This is a genomic window from Paraburkholderia sp. BR10882 (genome assembly GCF_040948855.1).
Classification (GTDB): domain Bacteria; phylum Pseudomonadota; class Gammaproteobacteria; order Burkholderiales; family Burkholderiaceae; genus Paraburkholderia; species Paraburkholderia nodosa_A.
Window position 1 is genome coordinate 149,675 of sequence record NZ_JBFPKP010000004.1, and the last position, 21,265, is coordinate 170,939.

At 61.9% G+C, this 21,265-nt stretch carries 20 protein-coding genes and 2 pseudogenes; 6 read left to right on the plus strand and 16 right to left on the minus strand.

The features are described from left to right. Nucleotides 1-110: 110 nt before the first annotated feature. A complete protein-coding gene (locus AB3X99_RS12955; protein WP_368602192.1) occupies nt 111-1,088 on the minus strand; it encodes a zinc-binding dehydrogenase in 978 nt (325 codons plus the stop codon). 94 nt (nt 1,089-1,182) lie between these two features. On the opposite strand from AB3X99_RS12955, the gene AB3X99_RS12960 reads away from it, so the two are divergent. Further along, nucleotides 1,183-2,097, plus strand: coding sequence for a LysR family transcriptional regulator (locus tag AB3X99_RS12960; RefSeq protein WP_368617131.1), 915 nt, complete (start codon nt 1,183-1,185; stop codon nt 2,095-2,097). 327 nt (nt 2,098-2,424) lie between these two features. On the opposite strand, the gene AB3X99_RS12965 is transcribed toward AB3X99_RS12960, so the two are convergent. The 11 genes from AB3X99_RS12965 to AB3X99_RS13015 form a co-directional block, all read right to left on the minus strand. After that, nucleotides 2,425-2,706, minus strand: coding sequence for a hypothetical protein (locus AB3X99_RS12965; RefSeq protein ID WP_368617132.1), 282 nt, complete (start codon nt 2,704-2,706; stop codon nt 2,425-2,427). Nucleotides 2,707-2,732: 26 nt separating this feature from the next. Next, nucleotides 2,733-3,023 carry a hypothetical protein gene (locus tag AB3X99_RS12970; RefSeq protein ID WP_368617133.1) on the minus strand — a complete coding sequence of 97 codons (291 nt, stop codon included), beginning with the start codon at nt 3,021-3,023 and terminating at the stop codon, nt 2,733-2,735. A 333-nt stretch (nt 3,024-3,356) separates the two neighbouring features. Further along, nucleotides 3,357-4,049: a GntR family transcriptional regulator gene (locus AB3X99_RS12975; RefSeq protein ID WP_368602196.1), complete on the minus strand. Its 693-nt coding sequence runs from the start codon at nt 4,047-4,049 to the stop codon at nt 3,357-3,359. 121 nt (nt 4,050-4,170) lie between these two features. Next, nucleotides 4,171-5,118 carry an alpha/beta hydrolase gene (locus tag AB3X99_RS12980; protein WP_368617134.1) on the minus strand — a complete coding sequence of 316 codons (948 nt, stop codon included), beginning with the start codon at nt 5,116-5,118 and terminating at the stop codon, nt 4,171-4,173. Next, nucleotides 5,112-5,399, minus strand: a complete 288-nt coding sequence (locus AB3X99_RS12985; RefSeq protein WP_368602340.1) for a 2Fe-2S iron-sulfur cluster-binding protein — start codon at nt 5,397-5,399, stop codon at nt 5,112-5,114. Before AB3X99_RS12985 ends, AB3X99_RS12980 begins: the two co-directional genes overlap by 7 nt. Before the next feature lie 4 nt (nt 5,400-5,403). Beyond that, nucleotides 5,404-5,718, minus strand: coding sequence for a hypothetical protein (locus AB3X99_RS12990; RefSeq protein ID WP_368617135.1), 315 nt, complete (start codon nt 5,716-5,718; stop codon nt 5,404-5,406). Nucleotides 5,719-5,736: 18 nt separating this feature from the next. Next, nucleotides 5,737-6,042: a 2Fe-2S iron-sulfur cluster-binding protein gene (locus AB3X99_RS12995; protein WP_368602199.1), complete on the minus strand. Its 306-nt coding sequence runs from the start codon at nt 6,040-6,042 to the stop codon at nt 5,737-5,739. A 97-nt stretch (nt 6,043-6,139) separates the two neighbouring features. Continuing rightward, entirely contained in the window at nt 6,140-7,156 is a 1,017-nt protein-coding gene (locus tag AB3X99_RS13000; RefSeq protein WP_368602200.1) for a 2Fe-2S iron-sulfur cluster-binding protein, read from the minus strand. 19 nt (nt 7,157-7,175) lie between these two features. Beyond that, the gene (locus AB3X99_RS13005) at nt 7,176-7,655 is read right to left on the minus strand and encodes a heme-binding protein (protein ID WP_368602201.1); all 480 of its coding nucleotides are present in this window, start codon (nt 7,653-7,655) and stop codon (nt 7,176-7,178) included. A 29-nt stretch (nt 7,656-7,684) separates the two neighbouring features. After that, nucleotides 7,685-9,139 (minus strand): aldehyde dehydrogenase family protein, encoded by a 1,455-nt coding sequence (locus tag AB3X99_RS13010; protein WP_368617136.1) that lies wholly within the window; start codon nt 9,137-9,139, stop codon nt 7,685-7,687. A 165-nt stretch (nt 9,140-9,304) separates the two neighbouring features. Further along, a complete protein-coding gene (locus AB3X99_RS13015; protein ID WP_028205513.1) occupies nt 9,305-10,036 on the minus strand; it encodes a TenA family transcriptional regulator in 732 nt (243 codons plus the stop codon). Nucleotides 10,037-10,416: 380 nt separating this feature from the next. On the opposite strand from AB3X99_RS13015, the gene AB3X99_RS13020 reads away from it, so the two are divergent. Next, the gene (locus tag AB3X99_RS13020; protein WP_368602341.1) at nt 10,417-11,961 is read left to right on the plus strand and encodes a hypothetical protein; all 1,545 of its coding nucleotides are present in this window, start codon (nt 10,417-10,419) and stop codon (nt 11,959-11,961) included. A gap of 160 nt (nt 11,962-12,121) precedes the next feature. Here AB3X99_RS13020 and AB3X99_RS13025 read toward each other — a convergent pair whose 3' ends face one another. Further along, a complete protein-coding gene (locus tag AB3X99_RS13025; protein WP_035513575.1) occupies nt 12,122-13,228 on the minus strand; it encodes a porin in 1,107 nt (368 codons plus the stop codon). A gap of 178 nt (nt 13,229-13,406) precedes the next feature. On the opposite strand from AB3X99_RS13025, the gene AB3X99_RS13030 reads away from it, so the two are divergent. After that, nucleotides 13,407-14,351: an ornithine cyclodeaminase family protein gene (locus tag AB3X99_RS13030; RefSeq protein ID WP_368602203.1), complete on the plus strand. Its 945-nt coding sequence runs from the start codon at nt 13,407-13,409 to the stop codon at nt 14,349-14,351. A gap of 4 nt (nt 14,352-14,355) precedes the next feature. Next, a pseudogene (locus AB3X99_RS13035) lies at nt 14,356-15,711 on the plus strand (MFS transporter); the annotation flags it as partial. 3 nt (nt 15,712-15,714) lie between these two features. On the opposite strand, the gene AB3X99_RS13040 reads toward AB3X99_RS13035, so the two are convergent. After that, nucleotides 15,715-16,341 (minus strand): NAD-dependent epimerase/dehydratase family protein, encoded by a 627-nt coding sequence (locus AB3X99_RS13040; RefSeq protein ID WP_368602204.1) that lies wholly within the window; start codon nt 16,339-16,341, stop codon nt 15,715-15,717. Nucleotides 16,342-16,519: 178 nt separating this feature from the next. Then, nucleotides 16,520-17,935 (minus strand): PLP-dependent aminotransferase family protein, encoded by a 1,416-nt coding sequence (locus AB3X99_RS13045; protein ID WP_368617137.1) that lies wholly within the window; start codon nt 17,933-17,935, stop codon nt 16,520-16,522. 87 nt (nt 17,936-18,022) lie between these two features. Here AB3X99_RS13045 and AB3X99_RS13050 point away from each other — a divergent pair, with 87 nt between their 5' ends. Further along, nucleotides 18,023-18,454: a cupin domain-containing protein gene (locus tag AB3X99_RS13050; RefSeq protein WP_368617138.1), complete on the plus strand. Its 432-nt coding sequence runs from the start codon at nt 18,023-18,025 to the stop codon at nt 18,452-18,454. Between the two features lie 11 nt (nt 18,455-18,465). Further along, nucleotides 18,466-18,888 (plus strand): annotated as a pseudogene (locus AB3X99_RS13055) (carboxymuconolactone decarboxylase family protein); the annotation flags it as partial. A 601-nt stretch (nt 18,889-19,489) separates the two neighbouring features. Here the strand turns inward: AB3X99_RS13055 and AB3X99_RS13060 are convergent. Further along, entirely contained in the window at nt 19,490-20,887 is a 1,398-nt protein-coding gene (locus tag AB3X99_RS13060) for a PLP-dependent aminotransferase family protein (RefSeq protein WP_368602207.1), read from the minus strand. Nucleotides 20,888-21,265: the final 378 nt, after the last annotated feature.

A 21,265-nucleotide genomic window follows, 5' to 3' on the forward strand; every position in this document is an offset into this window, starting at 1 on the left:
CGGATGCTGGGTGCGGATTCACTGCTGGATCCAATATGAAGGTCGAAGGCCTCCAACGAGGTGTCCGAGGGTTTATGCGGGTGGTCGAGCCGCCGCTTTGATAGTTGCACTCACAACCGTACGACGATCTTTCCATTCGCGCTGTCGGTCTCCATCAGCCGATGGGCCTCGCGGATTTCCTCAAATCGGAAGACCCGCGCGGCCATCGCTTTGTATTGACCATGTTCCACGCGATCGACGATGAGTTGCATTGGAATCTCCGCCGTCGGAAACGCTGGCGCCCCAAACATAAAACTGCCGAAGAAGCTGAAATGCACCCCACTCGGCATCTGGGCCACGGGCATGAAGCCGTTAATCGGATCGGTGCCACCCAGAAATCCCGCCAGACAAAGGCGACCATGCCGCCGGGCCATGGTCAGCGAACCGATTACCGTACTGTTGCCCAACAATTCCAACACTGCGTCAACGCCGTCAGGATGCAAATCGCGCGCACGCTGTGGAAGATCAGGGGCCTCGAGCAACACCTCCTTGGCGCCGAGCGCTTCGAGCGACGGCGCGCGTTCCGGGTTACGCGTGGTGGCGATAACCCGAACGCCGGCATGAGCGGCGATATCCACCGCCGCCCGACCCAATGCGGACGTGGCGCCACGAACAACCAAGGTCTGTCCGGACTCAAGATCAAGATTGCCAAAGAGGGCTGCCCATGCCGTCGCATACGACTCCGGAATCGCCGCGAGTTGCTCCCAGGTCAGATCGGTATTCACGGCAACGACATTGCTTGCCGGGACACTGGTCAACTCGGCATAGCTTCCATTTATCTTTCGGCCCATGCCCCCCATGAATGCGACGACCTTTTGACCCGGCACGAACCGGCCATCCGGATCGGCACGCACAGTCCCGACACATTCGATTCCGCTTATCTCAGTCGCCTCGGGCCACTTTCCTTCGCGCATATGCATCTCGGCGCGATTCACGCCAAAAGCCTTCACCTCGATGAGAACATGGCCGAGCCGCGGGGACGGATCAGGACGCTCCTCGATGCTCAGTACCTCGGGTCCCCCGTACTGTTTGATAACGATGGCACGCATGAAAATCTCCATATCAGTGAGTGTCGTCTAATATTAGAGATCGGAGATTCTGTTAAAAATAATGAAGTTTTGATCAAGTTAATAGGACTCGTCGATGATCGAGGGCCTGACGTTGTATCAGCTGCAGTGCTTCGACGCAGTGGTATCGGAAGGCGGTTTCCAGCCCGCGGCCGAAAAGCTCTTGCGCACGCAGCCGACGGTGTTTGCCGCGGTGAAGAACCTCGAAGGACAGCTTGGCTTGACCTTGCTCGATCGGAGCGGCTATCGCGTGGCACTGACCGACGCGGGTCGCTCGTTTCATGACCACGTGCGCGTATTCCTTCAAGAGCTTCGCGGACTGAAGAACCATGCCGAGCAACTGGCCATGGGCGAGGAGCGCGAACTTCGCGTCGTGATCGGCGATCTCTCACCCGTGCGTGAGGTACTCGCACTGCTTCGTTCTTTCTTCGACGGTCATCCTGCGACGCAACTGCATTTGCATATGGAGGCCATTGCAGGTCCGTGGGAACGCTTGTTTGACGGCGAAGCCGATCTGATCATTCATCACATCGACAAGGCGGATCCGCGGCTCGAGTACATCGATCTGTGTCCCGTCAGACTCATCCCTGTCGTCGCGCCGGGTTTTCTTCGCATGCCCATTTCGGAGGAGATCACGCCGGAGCAAATGCGCGGATACGTTCAGTGCGTCATTCGCGACACGGCACGCCATATCGTGCGGCCGAATTACTACATCATTGAGGGCGCCCAAACGTGGTCGGTCGGCGATCAGTTGATGAAGAAGGAAATCATTTTGCAGGGCGCGGCCTGGGGTCATCTGCACGATTTTCTGATTGAGAGCGATCTACGCGATGGACGTCTTCTCTCAATCGGCGGGCGACATCTGCAAGGCGGACGCGTCGAGATAACCGCGGCGCGCCGACGCGATTTGCCCCACGGGCCAATCGCCAATTTGCTTTGGCAGCACATCAGAGACCGCGCCCCGAGCTTTAAAATCTCAACCGCGGACTGATTCCAAAATGGCGGTCTATTGCCGTGTACGAACTTGACAGCACGGCATACAACCTCGGTGTTCGCGCTTGAGCTAATTCGGTTGAACGGCCGTTGCTCGAATGTTACCTACAGCATCAACGTCCACTGTCTCTTTCTGGTCCGAGCAGATCCCGACGGCGCCGCGCGCTGAACACTTGGCACATGCGCGTCATGCAAAAGGCATAGTCCGACCCGAAGCGGACTCTCTGTGCCGCCCAAAGCTGCCATTCGACCTCGGCTCGAACATGGAAAACAGCGCGCCAGACGATTGCGTCCTTACCTTCCCGCTTGTCAGATGTTGGCCCTTCTACAACTGGATAGAGGAAAAATGCGCGCTCACCCAGTCAGAAAATTCTTGTAACTTGGTGTATTTGATCTGAATATCCATCGCTGCATCCCAGAGATGGATCGGTTCTCCGCGGCGGAGCCGCTGTTGGAGAATCTGAAGCTTCGATCGCAACCAGCTTACGCTCGTCGCCGCATCGAAGTGGTATGCATCGAGAAACCGGACGTAGGTATCGCGGTCGACCTTCCCCTCGCATTCCAGAGACCGATCCAATTCGGCGTTGAAGGCTTGCGCGTCGTTCATCACCCATTTCTCAGTTTCGATTGATCCTACCGGCCATTGCGCCCGTCGATGAGCATCGCCTGCAGCCATTTGACTCTCACCGGAGCAACGGCACTCTCGAAAGCGGCCATCCAACGCATGTCGAGGTAATCGTCCTCTATGGACACGAGCCGCAAATCAGGACGTGCAGTTAGCAGCCGTGCTGCCGATTTCTCCGCAGACACCGGCCAATCAAACATTTCACGGGCGTCCGCCGCTGTTATTAACAGTGAGTCGTCACCCGTCTTGTGCGTGGCTGAGAGACGTTCAAGCATTTCACAAAATTCGGCTTCCTTCACTGATTTGACTCCTCTGTGTCTGAATGCAGGTCACCATTGTCGACGATTTCTGGGAGGCGGGCGAACGACCGATCCTCGCCGACCTCTGCCCGATGCGGTCGGCGGCAGTCGCCCCTAAGCCGCCGCTCGGGACGGAACGACGTCGATGGCTCCTTCCGGACTATCTTTTGACGTTCGCATATCCGCATCTTTGCGGTCAGCATATCGATTGGAAGCTCGCGCGAACTTCAAGTCTTCGACAGCACAACGTGCCCCGAGTCCAGGCATGAGGGTGGAACAAATGCAGGAAGGCCTGGCAGGGGAACGCCGTCGACGTCCGGGTAATGCAGAAGCCTATCCCGCTGCCTTGCTCAAATAATGCTGCGCCGCACGCATCACGTGACGCTCCGCCAGCAGGGCTGCGAGCGCCGCGTCGCCGGCCTGAACCGCTCGCAGAATGGCGGCGTGTTCGTCCCACGTCATGCGGATCTCGTCGTCATTCGACTTAGTGAAGAGCCGGCGCGTACGATCGCGCAGCGAACGCATCAAGTCGGCAAGGATCATATTGGCCCCGGCCGCATAGAGCAGATCGTGAAACTGGGCGTTCAGGTCGAGCAGTCCGGCGGTTTGTCCGTTGCTCGCGCGCTTCTTGCCTTCCTCCAGCACCCGTTCGATGCGGGCCGAGAGTTCCGGCGTGCAGTGTTCAGCTGCGAGCCGAGCGTTCAACCCTTCCAGGGTCGCGCGGATCTGCACCATTTCGCGCGCGGACGACGGGTCCAGCGATGCGACGACCGCACCATGGCGCGGGCGGACTTCCACCAGACCTTCTGCGGCGAGCGCGCGCAGCGCCTCTCGCACTGGCACGCGCGAGACGTCCAGTTCCTCGGCGATGCGGCCTTCCACGAGGCGGTCGCCCGGGGCGTAGACACCCGCTGTGATGGACTCGCGGATGCGCGCAAGCACCAGCTCGGACAACTGCTTATGCCGAATGGGGGCGGATCGCTCAGATTGGCCGGCCGGGCCGGATGTATCCGGGAGGGTACTCATCGAAACTCCACGCTCTATGCCGGCCACGCCGACAACGCCCCATTTTAACGCACGGCGGAAATTGTAGACAGTACACGTCATACCGTTTGAGTTGCGTCATAGGGCTCGGTGTGGCGTCCGCTTAGCTTTCCCGGTTGGCGTCATCGATGAATGCAAGGATCTCGTTGCCGAGATAGGTCTCCCCTGAGTTGAAGTGCGCGACGATCGACGTGTGATTGTGCCCGCGCATCTGCACGAAACGCGGCGGAACGCCCCGATGGCGCAGGGCATCGATGAACAGTTGGGCGCCGTACTCGTCGAGGTACGGATTTTCGTATTCGGCGACCGCAATCATCAGCGGTACCGCCGAGCGGGCTACGTGGGTGAGCGGAGAGCGTTGCGCGTACAGCGTTTCGTCTGTGCCGAAGTACGCGCGCACGGGTTGCGCATTCGGGTTGCCAGGCCTCACGTCGGCAACGATTCGCGCGCTGATCAACACCAGGCCGGCCACGCTTTGCGTATTCGCGCGGACCGCGAGAGCGGGGTCGAATAGACAGGCGGCGGCATGCGCGCCGCCCGCCGAGTGTCCGATGACGAAGATGCGGCGGGAGTCGAAGCGAAGCCGGGCGGCCAGTCCGCGAATGAATGCAAGCGCATCGGCGACGTCCTCGGCGCCGCCTGGATAGGGGGCGGCGTCGGCGAGTCGGTACTCGACGTTGAAGGCCACGAGTCCCTGGTTGGCGAACCAGTGGCACACGTTGTCATAAATCTCGCCGTTCACGCTCTTGCTACCGCGGACAAACGCCCCGCCGTGAACGAATACCACGGCGTCGCGCAGGATGTCGCCGTGCGGCGGCCCGGGAGGATGAAAGATGTCCAGCGTATGGCGGCTGTGTTCGCCGTAGCGCACGTCCCGTTCGACGGCGGCGAGCTTCGGCGCCGAGGCTACGACCGGGGTGTAGGTGTCGACCACCGCCTTGCGATTGCCGACGATATCGTCGGCCCAGCGCGGACCGAGCGCGTTCATCGCGCGACGGTCATCTTCTGAGAGGGTGCTGAAAGGCGCGAGAGCCGGATCGGATTTCACCATGACACGCTCACATCGCCCTTGACGAACGTCTGACACGCCATCCGGTAGCCGGCCGCGATCTCTTCCGGACTGAGGTGCCGCTTTTCCTTCGGTTTGACGGTATCGGTATTTTCGAGTCCGCGCTCCACCTTGCACTTGCAGGTGCCGCAGAGGCCGCCGCCACATTTGAACGGAATCCCGCCCTGTTCGCGCAGGGACACGCGCAGCAGATTGCTGTCGGGCGGTGCCGCTACCGTCTTGCCGCCGTTGCTGATGAAAGTAACCTGAATCATGGAGTGGATACGCTCAAGAAACGATGACGGGTTCGGCGAGTGCAACGAGCCGTGCATCGGCATGGCTCGCACTAACCAGGCGGGTTAGCGAACCGAGCGCCGCTTCGCGCGTGTCGAAATGCTCGAAGAACCGCGTCGGTACGAGGTTGATGCTGGCGGGCGCCGTCTCCTCGACGATCCTCACGCGCGTTTCCCGTTGAAGCTCCGCGATCGTGAAGGTTGCGATGTGCCGCCCTTCATAGTGGTACGCAAGCGCTTCGAGCGGCCGCAGACCGTCCGTCGCCTCGCTACGGTACTGGCCCGGTTTGTTGGTCAGGATGATGTACATGGAGAAGGTGTGCAAAAATCAGGATGTCAAAGCGTCGTGCTGGACGAGCTCGATATCGTGGTCGATCCACAACTGGCACGCGAGACGGAAGCCCTGGGCGAGCCGCTCCCCGAGCTGCTTGCGCTCCTTCCAGTTCGGCTCGGGCAGATGTTCGGCGCCGCTGAGTACCTGACAGGCGCATTGGGAACATTTCCCCATGCCGCATTCGTAGCGAAGATGCGGATACGGAAACTGACGAATACCGGCCCGCACCACGAGATTGGTGTTCTCCTTGACGGAGTCGCGATACGTCTCGCCGTTTTTGTGAAACACGACATTTGGCATTACTGTCTCCTCGCCGCAGCGTTTGGCCGCGACGCAATGCATGAAGCAACGGTCATCTCGCATGACCTGCATAACGCGTCAGCAACGACCGGCGCTCTTACGCCTGCACGGCCGAGGGCGCATGCTGGAACGTGAAGCCGTCTGCATAGAAGTACCGCGGGCTCACGCCGCGACTGGCGAATTCACGTTTGGCCGCGGCGATCATGTCCGGCGAGCCGCACGCGTAGACGGCATATTCCGTGAGGTCGGAAAAGCGCGCGGCAACGGCGTGCTGCACGTAGCCGCGCGCGCCGGTCCAGTCCGGAGCACCGCGCGAGAGCACCGGCGTGTAGTCGAAGTCGTCGTGGTGCGCGGCAAGCGCGCTCAATACTTCGTGCAGGTACAGGTCAGACGGCGTTCGGCCTCCCCAGAACAGCGATACCGGCGGATGGTCGGGATCGGCGAGGATCTCGCCGAGCATCGCATGCAGCGGCGCGATGCCCGTGCCCGTCGCGATCATCACGATCGGGCGATAGTCCTCTGCGTGATAGCCGAATCCGCCGAGTGGCAGCTCCACGTCGAGCGTGTCGCCGGGCGAGAGGGTCGGAAGCAGGGTGTCGGTGAAGAAGCCGCCTTCAATCCTGCGGATATGAAGTTCCACGGTCGCCGCGCCTGCCGCCGATGCCATCGAGAAGCTGCGTACGCCCGCCTCGCCGAGATGCACATGCAGGTATTGACCCGGCCGGAACGCAATCCGCTCGAGGCCGTGAATGGCGAGCGTCAACGCCACGACTCCAGCATCATGCCGCTCGATCGCATGCACGGACGCGCGCTGCCGCGCCGGCGGCATGGGTGCTGCCAGCGGCCGGTCCGTGCTGAGGACGAGGTCCGAGGTCGCGCGCGCCTGACAGGCCAGCGCGTAGCCTTGTTCGGTCTCGGCTTCCGAGAGGCCCGGCGGCGCTTCGTCGTAACGCACCGCGCCGCTCACCAGCCTGACGCGACACGTTCCGCAGGCCCCGAAACGACATTCGGAGGGCAGCATGACGCCCGCGCGCACGGCGGCGTCGAGTACGCTCTCATCGCTGGCGGCCTCGAACGTGCAACCTTCCTCGATCCACATGACCCGATGGTCCATGACGGCACCTTTCCTCGCGTTACAATTTGATATCGGCCTGAACCAGCACTTCGCGACCGGACTCCCGCAGCACCTCGCGCAGCGCCGTGAGGCCTGCGAGCGCTGCTTCGGTATCCTGAGCACCATTGCCGCCGCTCAGACCGATGCCCCCCACTACCTGGTTGTCCACGACAACCGGAAAGCCGCCGACGAATGCGGCAAACTTGCCGTCGAAGCTCCACTGAATGCCGAAAGCCTCATTGCCGGGCAGCGCCGGGCCGTTCGGCGGCGTGCTGAAGAGATGCGTCGAGCGCTTGTGGCCCGCCGCGGTGAAGGCCTTGTTCCAGGCGATCTGCGGGCCTGTGATGCGACCTCCGTCCATGCGTTCGAGCGCAAGAGGAAAGCCCCCTTCGTCGGTTACGCAGACGGATTCCAGCACGCCGATTTCATGCGAGCGGGCGATAGCCGCGGCGATCATGTGGCGCGCTTCGGCCAGTTCGAGTTTGAAGAATGATTTCATGTGCGAGGCTTCGATGGAGTGGGGCGGCTCTAAACGCCGCGATATACGGTCTTGGTTTGCAGATAGAACTCGAGCCCGTCGCGTCCCGATTCGCGAAAAGTTGCCGTGCTCGAACGCTTGAGTCCGCCGAACGGCGCGTTGACGAGATTGCCCGTGGTCGTGCGGTTGATCTTCACGGTGCCGGCTTCGATGTCGTGCGCGAAGCGTTCCATCAACGCAGCGTCGCGCGTGACGAGCGCGGCGGAGAGGCCATATTCGGTGTCGTTGGCGACTGCGATCGCGTCGTCGTAATCGGCGACGTCGATCACCGCAATCACCGGGCCGAAGATTTCCTCCCGCGCGATCCGCGCCTCGCGCGGCACGTCGACGAAGATCGTGGGTTCGACGTAATAGCCGTGCGCGAAATCGCCATGGGTGATTTGCTTGCCGCCTGTTGCGAGCGTAGCTTCGGCATTGCCGGCTTCGATATAGGACAGCACGGAGCGGAACTGCCCGGCGGTCGCGAGCGGGCCGATGTCCACGCCCGGCGTCATGCCGTTGCCGATCTTCAGCGTCTGCGTCTTTTCGACGAGTCGCGCGACGAAAGCCGCTTTTGCCTGCGGGGTGACGAGCACCCGGCTCGTACCGGTGCAAGCCTGGCCGCTGAGCGAGAAGCCGCCCTTGATGGTCAGATCGACCGCGAGCGGCACGTCGCCTTCTTCGAGCACGATGAGTGGGTTCTTGCCGCCGAGTTCCATCTGCGTGCGCGTCGACAGCGCCGCGGCGCGATGAATCTGTTCGCCTGCCGATGTCGAACCGGTGAACGAGATCGCGCGGATTTCCGGCGCCTCGATGATGCCGGGACCGACCTCGGCCGCTCTTCCGGTGATGAAATTCAGTACGCCGCGCGGCAGTCCCGCTTCGACGAGCGCTTGCGCGAGGCGCAGCCCTGAAAGCGGCGCATCCGACGACGGCTTGAACACGACAGTGTTGCCGCACACGAGCGCTGGCGCGATCTTGCGCGCCGGTATCGATACCGGAAAATTCCACGGGCTGATGATGGTTACGACGCCAAGCGGCTCGCGCAGCGTGTAGACGCTCATCTTCGCGTCGTCGGTAGGGAAAGTTTCGCCGCCGAACGACTGTGCCTCTACGGCATAGAAGCGCAGCGTCTGAGCCGAACGGGCGAATTCGTCGCGGGCAAGGCCGCGCGGCTTGCCCTCTTCGCGGGAGAGTTCGTCGCCGAATCGTTCGGCGTGTTGTTCGAGGTAGTCGGCGGCCTTCAGCAGATACTGCGCGCGCGCCGCGACCGACAGTTTCTTCCAGCCGGCGAAAGCCGCCGAAGCAGCCTTCACGGCCGCTGCCGCGTCGGCCGCCGTCGAGGCCTGGAAGTGGCCGACCAGATCGCGCGTATCGGCGGGATTGCGATTCTCGAAGGTGGCGCCAGAGAGGCTCGCGCACCACTCGCCGTCGATGTGGTTGAAAAAGGTGGAATCGTTTGTCATCACTGAGTCATCCGGTGACAGAGACCTGCGCATGGCCGTGCCTGCGCATTACACAAGAGCGACGTGCCGCTGCAGCCCGGCGGAGAGACTCATCCGCCGGATACCGGCAGCCGGAACGCACCGCAAACCAGCCGCACGCGTAGCGCGTACGGCCGGTATCGTTCGTCAGGCCGCGAGACCCAGTTCCGGCAGCGGGATCTCTTTCTCGACGTAGTCGTAGTAGAGCGCCGTTGTGTAAAGCAGCCGCATCTGCGCGCCCACTTCGCAGATCTTGAGGCAGCGCTGTTGCAGTTCCGGCGTGTTGGCGTGTTCGAGCACGATCTGGTAACCGCGCTCGCCGTGGATCTCGTCGGAGACGATGTGCAGGTCGAAAAATTCGACCTCCTCGTCAGTGAACTTGTATTGCTCGCGCAGCGTCGGGGTTTGCTTGCGATAGATCGACGGCACCTGCGACTCGAGGCCGACCACCAACGCCGCCACGGCGACGATCGGGTCCTCGCGCATCGCGACGGCATAGCACCAGCCTTGCAGGCCGCGCGTAGTCGGCGACATGTTGTCGGGATTGGTGACGCGTTCGCGGGTCGTGCCGCAGGCTTCGGCGAAGCGGATCAGCAGATCCGTGTGACGGTCGCCGCCGATTTCCTCCTCGTACATGTTCGCGAGGATGAAGTCTTTCGCCTCGGTCATGTGCTCCGGCATGCGCGCATACAGGTAACCGAGGTAATCGGCGAACGGGCCGACGTAGTGGTAGTGATTCTCTGCCCAGCGTGCGAGGTGCGCACGCGTGAGCTTGCCGCTCGCCCACGCGATGCTGAACGGAGCCTGGTTAGCGCTCTTTCCTTTGATTGCTTCTTCCAGCGCGGCGCGGAAAGCGTCGCGCGACATCAGTTCGGCCATTCGAGACTCCTTGAGAAGTGTGACGTTACCGGCTGGCAGGGTGCGGCGGTTACGTTAAGTACACTGTATACAAAAAGCTAAGTCTTGAAAAGTGGAAAAGATTTGAAGCGCGCGTCGTAAGAAGTCGGGTGCTGCCTTCACGCACTCTCTTTACAGTCTGGATGTATCAACAGGAAGCCCGACCAGCGGGCAGGAGGGCCTTTTTTTGCACGATGCTTCCCGGCGATACGCGATAGCGTGATGGGCCTGATTGGTCATCTGGGCCAGGGTTAACGAGATTATTTTTTTCGTTGCAGGTCAATTTTTTGGTACATAGTATACCAAAAAGCGCAAACCTTTCTAAAACCCGGCGCTTCTAACGAAGCGTTCCTGGAGAAATGATGGACTCCCATGTCGTGCTCACATCGGCTCACTGGACTTACCTCTGCGGTGTCGTCGCAATCATTGCCACCCTCGTCCTCAGAGCGAACGTCGTACTACCGGCGGTCATCGCGACCTTTGCCACCGTGCTCGTCTATTCCGGCCATCTGTCGAGCGCCTTCGAAGCGGTGTTCTTCGCGCCTCTCACAGCTGCGCGTGAACTCTTCAATATCTTCCTTGTGATCTCGCTGATGACCGCGCTGCTCAACGCGCTCAAGCAGATCAACGCGGACGTCAGAATGGTCCAGCCGTTTCGCAGCATCATGGTGAACGGACATGTCGGATTCTTCGTGCTCGGATTCGTCAGCTATGTGCTCTCGCTGTTCTTCTGGCCGACACCTGCCGTTCCGCTTATCGCGGGCATTCTGCTGCCCGCGGCGATCTACGCGGGCGTGCCACCGCTTGGCGCGGCGCTGTGTATCGGCATCGCCGGGCTCGGTACGGCGCTTTCGTCGGACTATGTCATCAAGGTCGCGCCCGGTATCAGCGCGAAGGCGGCGGCTGTTCCGATGCCTGCCGTCGCAGACAAGGCATTGCTGCTCTCGCTGATTACCGGTGGCGTGGCCTTCACGATTGCCTATCTGCGCATCCGCAGCCAGATCCAGAAACCGAACGTTGCGCACCTCGAACGCTGGGAAGCGACGCAGGTGACCGCGAACTCGGTTGTGTCGCATGCTCCGGCGCGTCACGCGCGTATCCGCCGCGGCAAGCCGCAACACGCGTCGGTCGGTGAAGGCGGCCGTGCAGGTCATGCGGCGCCGGTGATCACTGCGCCGCGGGATCTGCTGACGCCTTCCCAGGAGCGCTGGTCGAAGTGCTTCGCCATTCTCGTGCCGCTCGCGTTCGCCGCCATCGTCGCGTTCATGGTGCTGCCGCACGTCGTGCCGGGTTTCAAGGGGGCGAGCGGCAACGCGGCGGCCGCGCTCGTCGGTGGCGTCTCTGCGTTGCTGATGGTGGCCGTCGCCACCGCGCGAGACTATCGTTCGGCATGCAAGAGCGTTGCGGATCACGTGACGGAAGGGTTCCTGTTTTCCTTCCGTGCGATGAGTTCGGTATTGCCGATCGCCGGTTTCTTCTTCATCGGCGTGGCCGGGACGGCGGCCCCGATCTTGGGCCTCGCGCCGGGCGTGGCCGCGCCGGGTCTTCTCGCGGATCTGGTCAAGGCGGGCGAGCAATACATTCCCCACAACCAGTTCTTCGTGTCCTACGGCATCTTGTTCGCGGGCATGGTAACGGGGATCGACGGTTCCGGTTTTGCGGGCTTGCCGCTAACCGGGGCGCTCGCGGGCGCGCTCGGACGTGCGGTCGGGTTCGATGTGTCGACGCTCGCCGCAATTGGCCAGATGGGTTCTGTGTGGACCGGAAAAACGCTGACTGCGTGGTCCGCGCTTGCCGCCGTCGCGAGCTTTGCGCGCGTGCCGGTGCTTCAGGCAGTGCGGTATCTTCTGCTGCCGGTGGTCGCCGGTCTGGTGGTGTCCACCTTCATCGCGATCATCGTGTGGTGAGCCCCACGCGTTGACGCGCACGCTCGCAGACTGAATGCTTAATCTCGCGGCGCCCCGCACCGGAAAGTGCGAGGGCGCTGTTTTTATTCTGATGCACGTGGGAATACGGGGAAACGAACCGGCGCCGCGCCGCGTGCGTCGCCGTGAACCTGGGAAGGCGTCAGAACCGGTGACGCATACCGACAGCGATGGCCGCCTGCTCGCTCGTCGTCGAAGCTGAGAGGAACTGGCTAACCTGGGCGAACTTCGCCGAGCCGATCGCGTGCTGCCCCGTGCCCATCAGATAGACATCGGTGCGCTTCGAGAGGCTGTAGTCGAAGAAGAGATCGGCCTGCTCGTAGCGTGGACGACTGTCGCTTGCGTCGACGCGTCCATCGGTATAGACGAACGCGACGCCGAGCAGTGCGGCGGGCGTGAACCGGTACGAGGCATTGACCTCGTAGTTCTGGAAGCGCACGTCCTGGCCGCCGAAGCCGCCCTTGAAGGTCGACTGCGTGAACGCGCCGCCCACCTTGGCCGAACCGAATTGATAGCTCGCGCCCACGCCGAACACCTGGTACGCGTGTGCCGCAATGGCATAGCTGCCGTTCACGCTGTTCGCGGTGGTCCAGAACGTGCCCGCGGCGAGCGCACCCGGATGGTCCACATGCGTGAATGCCGCCCCGGCGTACAGCCCGCCTGCTGAATAGTGGGCGCCGACGCTATAGACGCTGTTAGTGGCGATCGAGCCGGGCTGACCACCCGGTGCGTACAGTGCAGTGAACTGGGTGCCCGAAAACGTCGGACTCACGTATTTGATCGTGTTGTTCACGCGAAAACCGCGATTGGTATTGTCGTTGTCGCCGGGGTGTTCGAAGAGTACGCCCCACTGGTCCGTCGTGACAGGCGAGATCTGCTCGACCATCTCTTCGTATTGGCGACCGAGGGTGAGGGCGCCCAGATGGTCGCTGGAAAGGCCGACATACGCCTGACGGCCGAACATGAGGCCACCCTGACCGAGCGTGCCATTGGCAAGCGAGAAGCCGTTCTCGAGGACGAAGACGGCGTGGAGGCCAGCGCCGAGATCCTCGTTCCCGCGCAGCCCCCAACGGCTTCCCTGCGTGATGCCGCTCATCTCCTGCCAGGTCTGTCCGCCTTTCTGATTGGTCGTATAAGCCAACCCTGCATCGATGATGCCGTACAACGTCACGCTCGACTGCGCGTGAGCGGTGCCGGCTACGGCGAGCGCCGCACCAGCGGCGATGACTGATCGTTTTGTTACCGCCATGCCTTGAGTCTCCTGAAATGGGGATAGCGAAGCTGGATGGATTCGCATTTGGTATACGATATGTTCAAAAATGCGCTGTCAAATGAGGAAATTCCACGCCTTGTGGTCTATTTATCTGTATGTTGTATACATACTGCACGACATCTCGTATGATCGAGCCATTCACTCAAGGACTGACATGATTCATCTGACCGACAACGAGATCGACGGGCTGGTCGACTTCTCCTCTGCGATTCCCGTCCTCGAGCGCGCGTTCGTCCAGCTCGCTTCGGGAGGGGCCTCCGTACAGCAGCGCATTCGCACCGAAGCGGATGGCGTCAAGCTCTCCACGCTGGGCGCCGTGCTACCTCTGGAAGGCGTGGCCGGTGCGAAGGTCTATACGACGATCGCCGGCCGTTTCAACTTCATGATCGTGTTGTTCTCGACGCACGACGGCAGTCTGCTCGCCACGCTCGACGCGAATGCGCTGACGCGCATCAGGACGGCCGCATCCACCGTGCTGGCGGTGCGTTCACTGGCGCGTCGCGGCGCGCAAACGGCTGCAATCTTTGGTGCTGGAGTGCAGGGGCGCGCGCATGCTAGTGCGCTTGCGGCGCATACCGGGTTGAGATCGTTCCGTATCGTCGGTCTCGACGATGCCGCCGCCGCGGTGGCGAGCTTCAACGAAGAACAGGGATCGAGCGACGTAGAAGCATTAGCTTGCGACGCGGCCCGCGCCGTGCGCGATGCCGACGTGATCGTGACCGCCACGCGCGCGGGGCAGCCGCTAATCGACGGCGCGGGCGTGCAACCGGGCACGCTCGTCGCCGCGATCGGGTCAAGTCTGCCGACCACGCGCGAACTCGATGACACCGTGCTTGCGCGTGCTGCGCGCATCGTTGTCGAACTGCGCGAACAGGCGCGCGTGGAGGCTGGCGATCTGCTGCTCGCGAGGCCTGGTCTTGTTCAATGGGACCACGTGCTCGAACTGGGAGACGTCCTAAGCGCACGCGTGGCCGGCCGGCAGAACGAAGACGACATCATCGTCTACAAAGCCGTCGGCATCGGTCTGCAGGACATCGCCCTCGCAGGCCTCGTATGGCGCAATTACCTCGCACGCGCGGGCAATCACACTGCGGGCTGACGCCATGAGTCAGAACCTGCAGAACCTCTCGGGTGTCGAGACCCTGAATGCCGGCGGGCATGCCCAGGCGCGGACGTTCGCGCAGTCGCTATGCGCGATGCTCGGCCTGTCCAGCGTCGTCATGATGGTCGCCATCGATCAGACCGTCGTAGGGACGGCGTTGCCCACCATCGTCGCTGATCTGAAGGGCTTTGATCTCTATGCGTGGGTGGCGACGGCCTATCTGCTTACATCGGTAATCACCGTGCAGATTTTCGGCAGGCTGGGGGACTGGTTCGGGCGCAAGACCCTGATCATTGCGGCCATCGTCCTCTTCACGGCTGCGTCGGCGCTATGCGGCGCGGCCGGCAGCATGGCGACGCTGATCGCATACCGCGCGTTGCAGGGGGTTGGTGGCGGCATGCTGGTCGGGACCTGCTTCGCGTCGATTCCCGATCTCTTTCCCGACCCTCTCGTGCGGCTGAGGTGGCAGGTGCTCTTTTCGAGCGCTTTCGGCGTCGCCAATGCAATCGGACCGTCGCTGGGCGGTTTTCTCAGCCAGCACTATGGATGGCGCTCGGCCTTCGTCGTGAACATCCCCGTCGGCCTCGTCAGCCTTTGCCTGACGAGCGGCTTCCTGCCGCACATCCGCCACGTGCACCTTGGGAAGCTCAATCCCGACTGGCGCGGAGCCCTGTGGATCGCGCTCACCCTGGGCGCTTCTCAGCTTCTGGTCGAATCCGTGGGGCGGCACGGGATCGATCTCACCGCTTGTATCCAGGCGGCCGTATTTGTCGCGGGACTGGCGCTGCTGGTTCGTGAGGAGCGTCACGCGCCGCAAGCGATCCTGCCTTCCGCGCTGCTGCGCGATCGCGTGATCGTCGTGCTGCTCGTGCTTTCGCTTCTGATGGGCGTCGCCATGTTTGCGTTGCTTTTTTACGTGCCTCTGCTTTTGCAAGGCGCGCTCGGGCTCGGCGCGGAACAGGCGGGCGTCGCCGTGACGCCGCTCGTCGTCTGCATCACAGTGGGCACAATCGCGAACACGCGCATCGTCACCCGGATCGCCAACCCGAATCTGCTGCTCTACGCCGGATTTGCCTTGCTGGCCGCTTCGTGCGCGGGGATAGCGTGCGTTCCGGTGCGCGACGGCGGATTGGCATTGCCTGCCGCCATGCTCATCGGCGGCGTCGGCATCGGCTTCGTCATGCCAAACCTGACCGTGTTCGCCCAGCAGGTCGCGGGCAAGCAGCAACTCGGCATCGCTACCGCGATGATCCAGTCGGCGCGGATGGTGGGCGGCATACTCGGTACGGCCGTGGCCGGGGCAATTGTCCATACGCGGTATGTGTCCGGGCTCGAGAGCCGGCTTGCGGCGCGCGGCGCGTCACTCTCGGGGCCTTTCGCGGCGTTGCGTAGTTGGCGATGTTGTCGCGTATCGATGCTGGGTCTTTCGGCTCCCAGGCCTGTACCAGGTACCGGGACCGTAGAAGAAGCCGTAGCGCAGGACCACGCCTTCCAGCGCGATCGAGCCCGTGACGCGATTTTCGTCGGCACCAATGACCCGCGCACTATCACCAATCTCGCCGGGCGCGTCGTAGCGGAGCGCGGCTGTCTCGTCGGCCAGCGAGCCCTGCGGGGCTTCGAGGTAGAAGCCACGTGATTGCAAGACATAGCGTTTGACGCCCAGCGCCTTGGCAGCGGACAGTAGATTGGCGCCGCCTTCGCGATGCAGGCGCGTATCGTTGGGCATAGACTTGACGATGTCGGCAGGATTCGCCGGAAGCCACGTGAGTTGGTCGATGACCACATCGGGCGACGCCGTCGCGATGGCATCCTTCACGAACTCCGCATGAAAGGCGTCCGCCAGGGTCACGCGGGCGCCAAGCGCGCGAAGCCTGTCGTCACCCGCGCCGGCGCGAGTCATCCCCGTTACCTTATGACCCTGCGCGCAGAGCACGCGCACCAGCGGCAGTCCAACGGCGCCGGTGGCGCCTGCAACGAAAATCTTCACGATTCCTCCTAAGACTGCGTGGCGACGCAGTGCAGCGGTGACTTAACGATATGGCTCAGCGCAACGTGACGCGCCAGCCAGTGAACGGCATCGTGTCCGTTCACTGGTCGTTAAAAAAGTACCAAAGACCGGAAGAAATGGCGTGCCAGCTGGCCCACGACCTGCCGGCGCTTTCGCATCAGCTCAGCTTGCGGATCAGCTGATGCAAGCGATCGCAGGCCGCTGGAATCTGTTGTTCGATCGCCGGCGCAACGCCAAGCAGCAGCCCCGAGCGCTGCGTGGACTCGGAGCAGTACCAGATCGATAGCGGCGCGGGCGCGATCCCGTAGGCATAGGACTCCCGTGCGATCCGCTTGTCGTCGGCGCCATCGGCGAGCCGAACCACCACTGCCAGACCAGCCGGATAGGCGTCAATTCCCCTGGACTCGAGCGCGGTCACCAGTGCCTGGCCGCGGCCCGCGTAGATGCGTTTCATGCGACGCAAGTGCCGCATGTAATGCCCGTCACGCATGAACTCGGCCATTGCCATCTGTACTGCCGGCCCTGGTGCGGAAGACAGGCACGCTGCCGCTTCATCGAAGCGGGGTACCAGGGCGGGGGGCACCACCACAAATCCCAGTCGCAGCGTCGGGCTGATGGTCTTGCTGAACGTTCCGATGTGAATGACACGCCCCGCTCGATCCTGCGACGCCAGCGCTGGCGCCGCGCGGCGTTTCAGCTGCAGCTCGCCCAGATAGTCGTCTTCGATAATCCATGCCTGCGCCCGGGCCGCCCACTCCAGTAGTTGCCGCCGGCGCGCGAGCGACAAGGTCGGACCCAACGGCGCCTGTTGTCCCGCGGTGACCAGCGCCAACGCGGCATCCGGTGCATGCGTTTCGCCGAAGCCGACGTCAATGCCTTCTTCGTCGACGGGAATCGGAACCGTCGTGATCTGGCCAATTTCCAGGGCCTTGCGACTCAGCAAATATCCGGGATTCTCGACCCATGCCTTGCGGCCTTGGGCCTGAAGCACGAGTAGCGCGATACCGAGCGCCCCCGAGAATCCTGCCGTGATGTAGATCTGCGAGGGCTGGCACTCAATGCCGCGTGACAAGGCCAAATGCGCGGCGATTTCCCGGCGGAATTCATGTTCGCCGCGCGGGTCCGGGTAGGATGCGGGCGCTTCAACTTCATCGCGTGCCGCCCGGGCGCGCAGACGTGCAAACAACGTGTTTGGAAAACAGTCCGATGCGGGCACGCCCATCTGGAACACCGCAGGGCCGGGCAGGAAGTGCTGGTATAGCGCCGACTGCAAATCCGTCTCTATCGATCGCGCCCGTTCCGCGATGGGGCTCACGGTGGGTGTGTGCTCGGAGACCCTGGTCCCGCCCGCGCGCGACGAGACAATCAACTGCGCATCAGTCAGCCGCTCATAGGCGGTCTTGACGGTGCCGCGCGCCACACCAAGCTGCGCGGCAAGATCCACCCACGACGGCAGCCTGGCGCCTGGGGCCAGTACACCACTCTCGATGACGCCAGTAATCGCCAGGCGTATCTGTTCCGCAAGTGCTGTCTTGGAACCACGGTCGAGCTTCAGATCCAGAATATTTGTCATGGTGGGTGGTGCATCAAGTTTTCGCGTTCTTGGTCCTTTTTCGTGGACCATAGCCGATGCATGATTCTAGCCACCAAGGAGCTGATCATGAAAATTTCACGAACCTTACTTTCTGTTGTTGCCGCTGGCAGCCTGGCCATGTCCGGGGTTGCCGCGGCGCACGGCGCCGCTGACCATGGCGCTGGCGATATCGTCAAGCCGAACTTCTCGCACGCAATTCCAGACATTCCGGGCAAATTGGTGATCGCCGTGGAAGTCACTTACCCGCCCGGGGGCGCTTCGTTGCCTCACACCCACGCGAAGTCGGCGTTCATCTATGCGTACGTGGTCTCAGGCAGCGTCGCCAGCAAGGTGAACGACGAGCCGGAACGCGTCTACAAGGCCGGGGAGGCGTTCTTCGAGGAGCCCGGCTCGCGCCACCCGGTCAGCCGCAATGCGAGCAAGACCAAGCCGGCAAAACTGCTGGCCGTATTTGTCGTCGATTCGAACGACACAGCACTGACAACCAACGACCAGTAAGGAGCTTGAAAATGAGATTGGACTACGCCAAGGCATCGCCGGGCGGCGTGAAGGCATTTGGGGGGGTATATGGCTATGTCAGGCAGTCGGGCCTGGAAGACGTCCTCGTCGAACTGGTCTATCTGCGCGTCAGCCAGATCAACGGGTGCGCCTTTTGCCTCGACATGCATACCCGCGACCTGATCAAGAAGGGCGTCACGCCCGCGAAACTGGCGCTTGTGCAAGCCTGGCATGAAGCGGGTGCGTTGTTCAGCGATCGCGAGCGCGCCGCTCTGGCGTGGGCGGAGTCGGTCACCCGCGTGGCCGACACCCATGTACCCGACGAGGACTTCCAGCTTGCCGCGACGACGTTCAGCGAGAAGGAGCTAGCGGACCTTACGATGGCCATCAGCCTGATGAATGCCTACAACCGGCTTGCCATCAGCTTCCGCCGGCCCCCGACTCCGCCGTGGCTGCGGAACGCTGAAGCGGTCGCCTCGTGGAATCGAGCGGAAGCGGTCAAAAGAACGCGCCTGTCCGGCGCGCTTTTCCTAAACTTGTTGCTGCGGCCGGCCTTAGCGTGCCATTAGCAGCAGCGCCGCATCGGTCAGCATGCCCACCGTCCCATCGTCGACGTCCCAGCTCTTCATCATTTCCGCGATTGACTTGGGTACTTGGTCGCGATCGCGGTGCATGGCCGTGCTGACGCGAATTGCCGACGACTCCCCATCTGAGCGAAAACCCCGTGAAGAAGCCGTACAACCGGGCCCTGAGGCTCCGGGATTGGTTAAGGTCTGGATTCGCGCTCGGCGAGCATATCGATCGGTCTGTCGCCTCGTGCAAAACGATAGACCGTAGCAACTCAAGGTGTCCGCGGTTCGTGGGTAAGATCAGTTAGCCTGAAGTACGTTCGAGAATGGCCACCCACGGTGGTATGGCTACGGCGATCTTGCCGGAAAAGCGCCTCCCCGTTGCTAACAGTTAGCAGCCATATAGCTGCGCTTTTCGACGAAACTGCACTTATGCTAATCAGGCAACGCCGGGTGACCCATTTGGTCAGCAGTACCCTTCGATGATCTCGAACAATCGTTGGCACGATTTGGCAAGGTGTTGTTCGGGCGCGGTCGCAACCCCGAGCAAAAGGCCTGGCACCGTCCACGATGGATTTGCGAACCACGCGGACAAGGGTGATGGCGCGATGCCCGCAGTCATTGCCTCGCGAACGATTCGCACATCGGGGGCGCCCTCTGGGAGGCGAAGAAGCACGGCGAGGCCCGCATTTACCCATTGCGCGTTTCGGCTACACAACTCCGCTGTCAGAGCATCGCGCTGCGAGGAATAAAGACGCTTGAGCCGGCGCACACGTCGGATGTAGTGGCCCTCCCGCATAAACTCCGCAGTGGCGACTTGAATGACCGGTGACGGCGCGGGAGCGAGTGTCGCGGCCACCTCCGCGAATGCATTGACGAGGTCGGCCGGGACAACAACGAAGCCAAGCCGAAGAGCAGGGCTAACAGTCTTGCTGAAGGAGCCGATGTGGATGACGTGCTTGCCTTCGCCAAGAGATGCCATGGCGGGCGCCGGCCTGCCTTCCAACTGTAGTTCTCCAAGGTAGTCATCTTCAATGACCCACGCATCGTTTGAAGCCGCCCACTCAAGCAGTTGAAGGCGCCGTCTCAACGACAAGGTCGAGCCTAGAGGCGCTTGCTGACCAGGAGTTAAGACCGCTAACGCGGCGTCCGGCGCTGTCTTGATGCCGTAGTCGACGTTGATACCGTCTGCGTCTACCGGGATCGGCACGATATTCAAGCGAGCCAGTTCCAGCCCCTTACGGGTGAGCATGAAACCGGGCTCCTCCATCCAGACCTTCTGGCCTTCCAGACCTAGCACCCGAAGTGTCAAGCCTAAGCCAGCGCTGTATCCGGACGTCACGAAAACCTGCTCCGGATGACAGTGGAAGTTTCGCGCGATGGAGAGATTGCCTGCGATCTCTCTGCGCAGGTCGAATTCGCCTCTCGGATCAGGATAGAGCAGCGACGACAGGCCCGCTGTTTTTAGCAGGTTGGAAGAGCGAGCCCGCGAAAAAAGCTTTTCCGGCAGTCCTTCAAACGCGGGAATACCGAGTTGGAAAATCGCTGGCCCGGCCTTCATCTCCTCATATGATTTCATAAACGAACTGAGCCGCGCCGCCTTTCGTTGAGCAGTGGCGACGCGAAGCCGCGGAGCGACCCGCGTTCCCCCAGCTCCAAACGTTTCTATCATCTGTGAATCATTCAAAAGCTCATAGGCAGCCTTAACGGTCCCGCGCGCGACCCCGAGCTGCGACGCAAGGTCTTTCCATGATGGCAGCCGTGTACCGGATTCGAGCAGCCCAGACTCTATTGCTCTGCTGATGCTCTCAAAAATCTGCTCTGTGAGGGGCCGTTTTGCTGTCCGGTCGAGCTGTATCTGCAAGTCTGAAGCCATAGTCTTGGTACACACGAAAATCACAATCTTGGTACTGTTTTATGCACCGTGAATAGTACAGAATCTGCCCTACCAACAGTGCTACAAACGCGAAGTCAATACGGAATGTGGCTCTTGCAGCATGCACCCGATTTTCTCTCCGTATTCGGTCGAAGCTGCGAGCGAGCTGCAAATGCGGGGCATTTTCATGCCGTGCTGGAGCCGCAAGGGCGCAGAGTGTTGCACAGATGGAAACAGCCTGCACAAAGCCTTCGTTAACCAGGCATTTAAGACGCACTTCGATCTCGGTGCCCGATGTTTCACGCGCCCGATTTCGTCTGCTGGTCAAGCAACCGCGCGACCAAAGCTGCTGCCAAATCTGCTGGA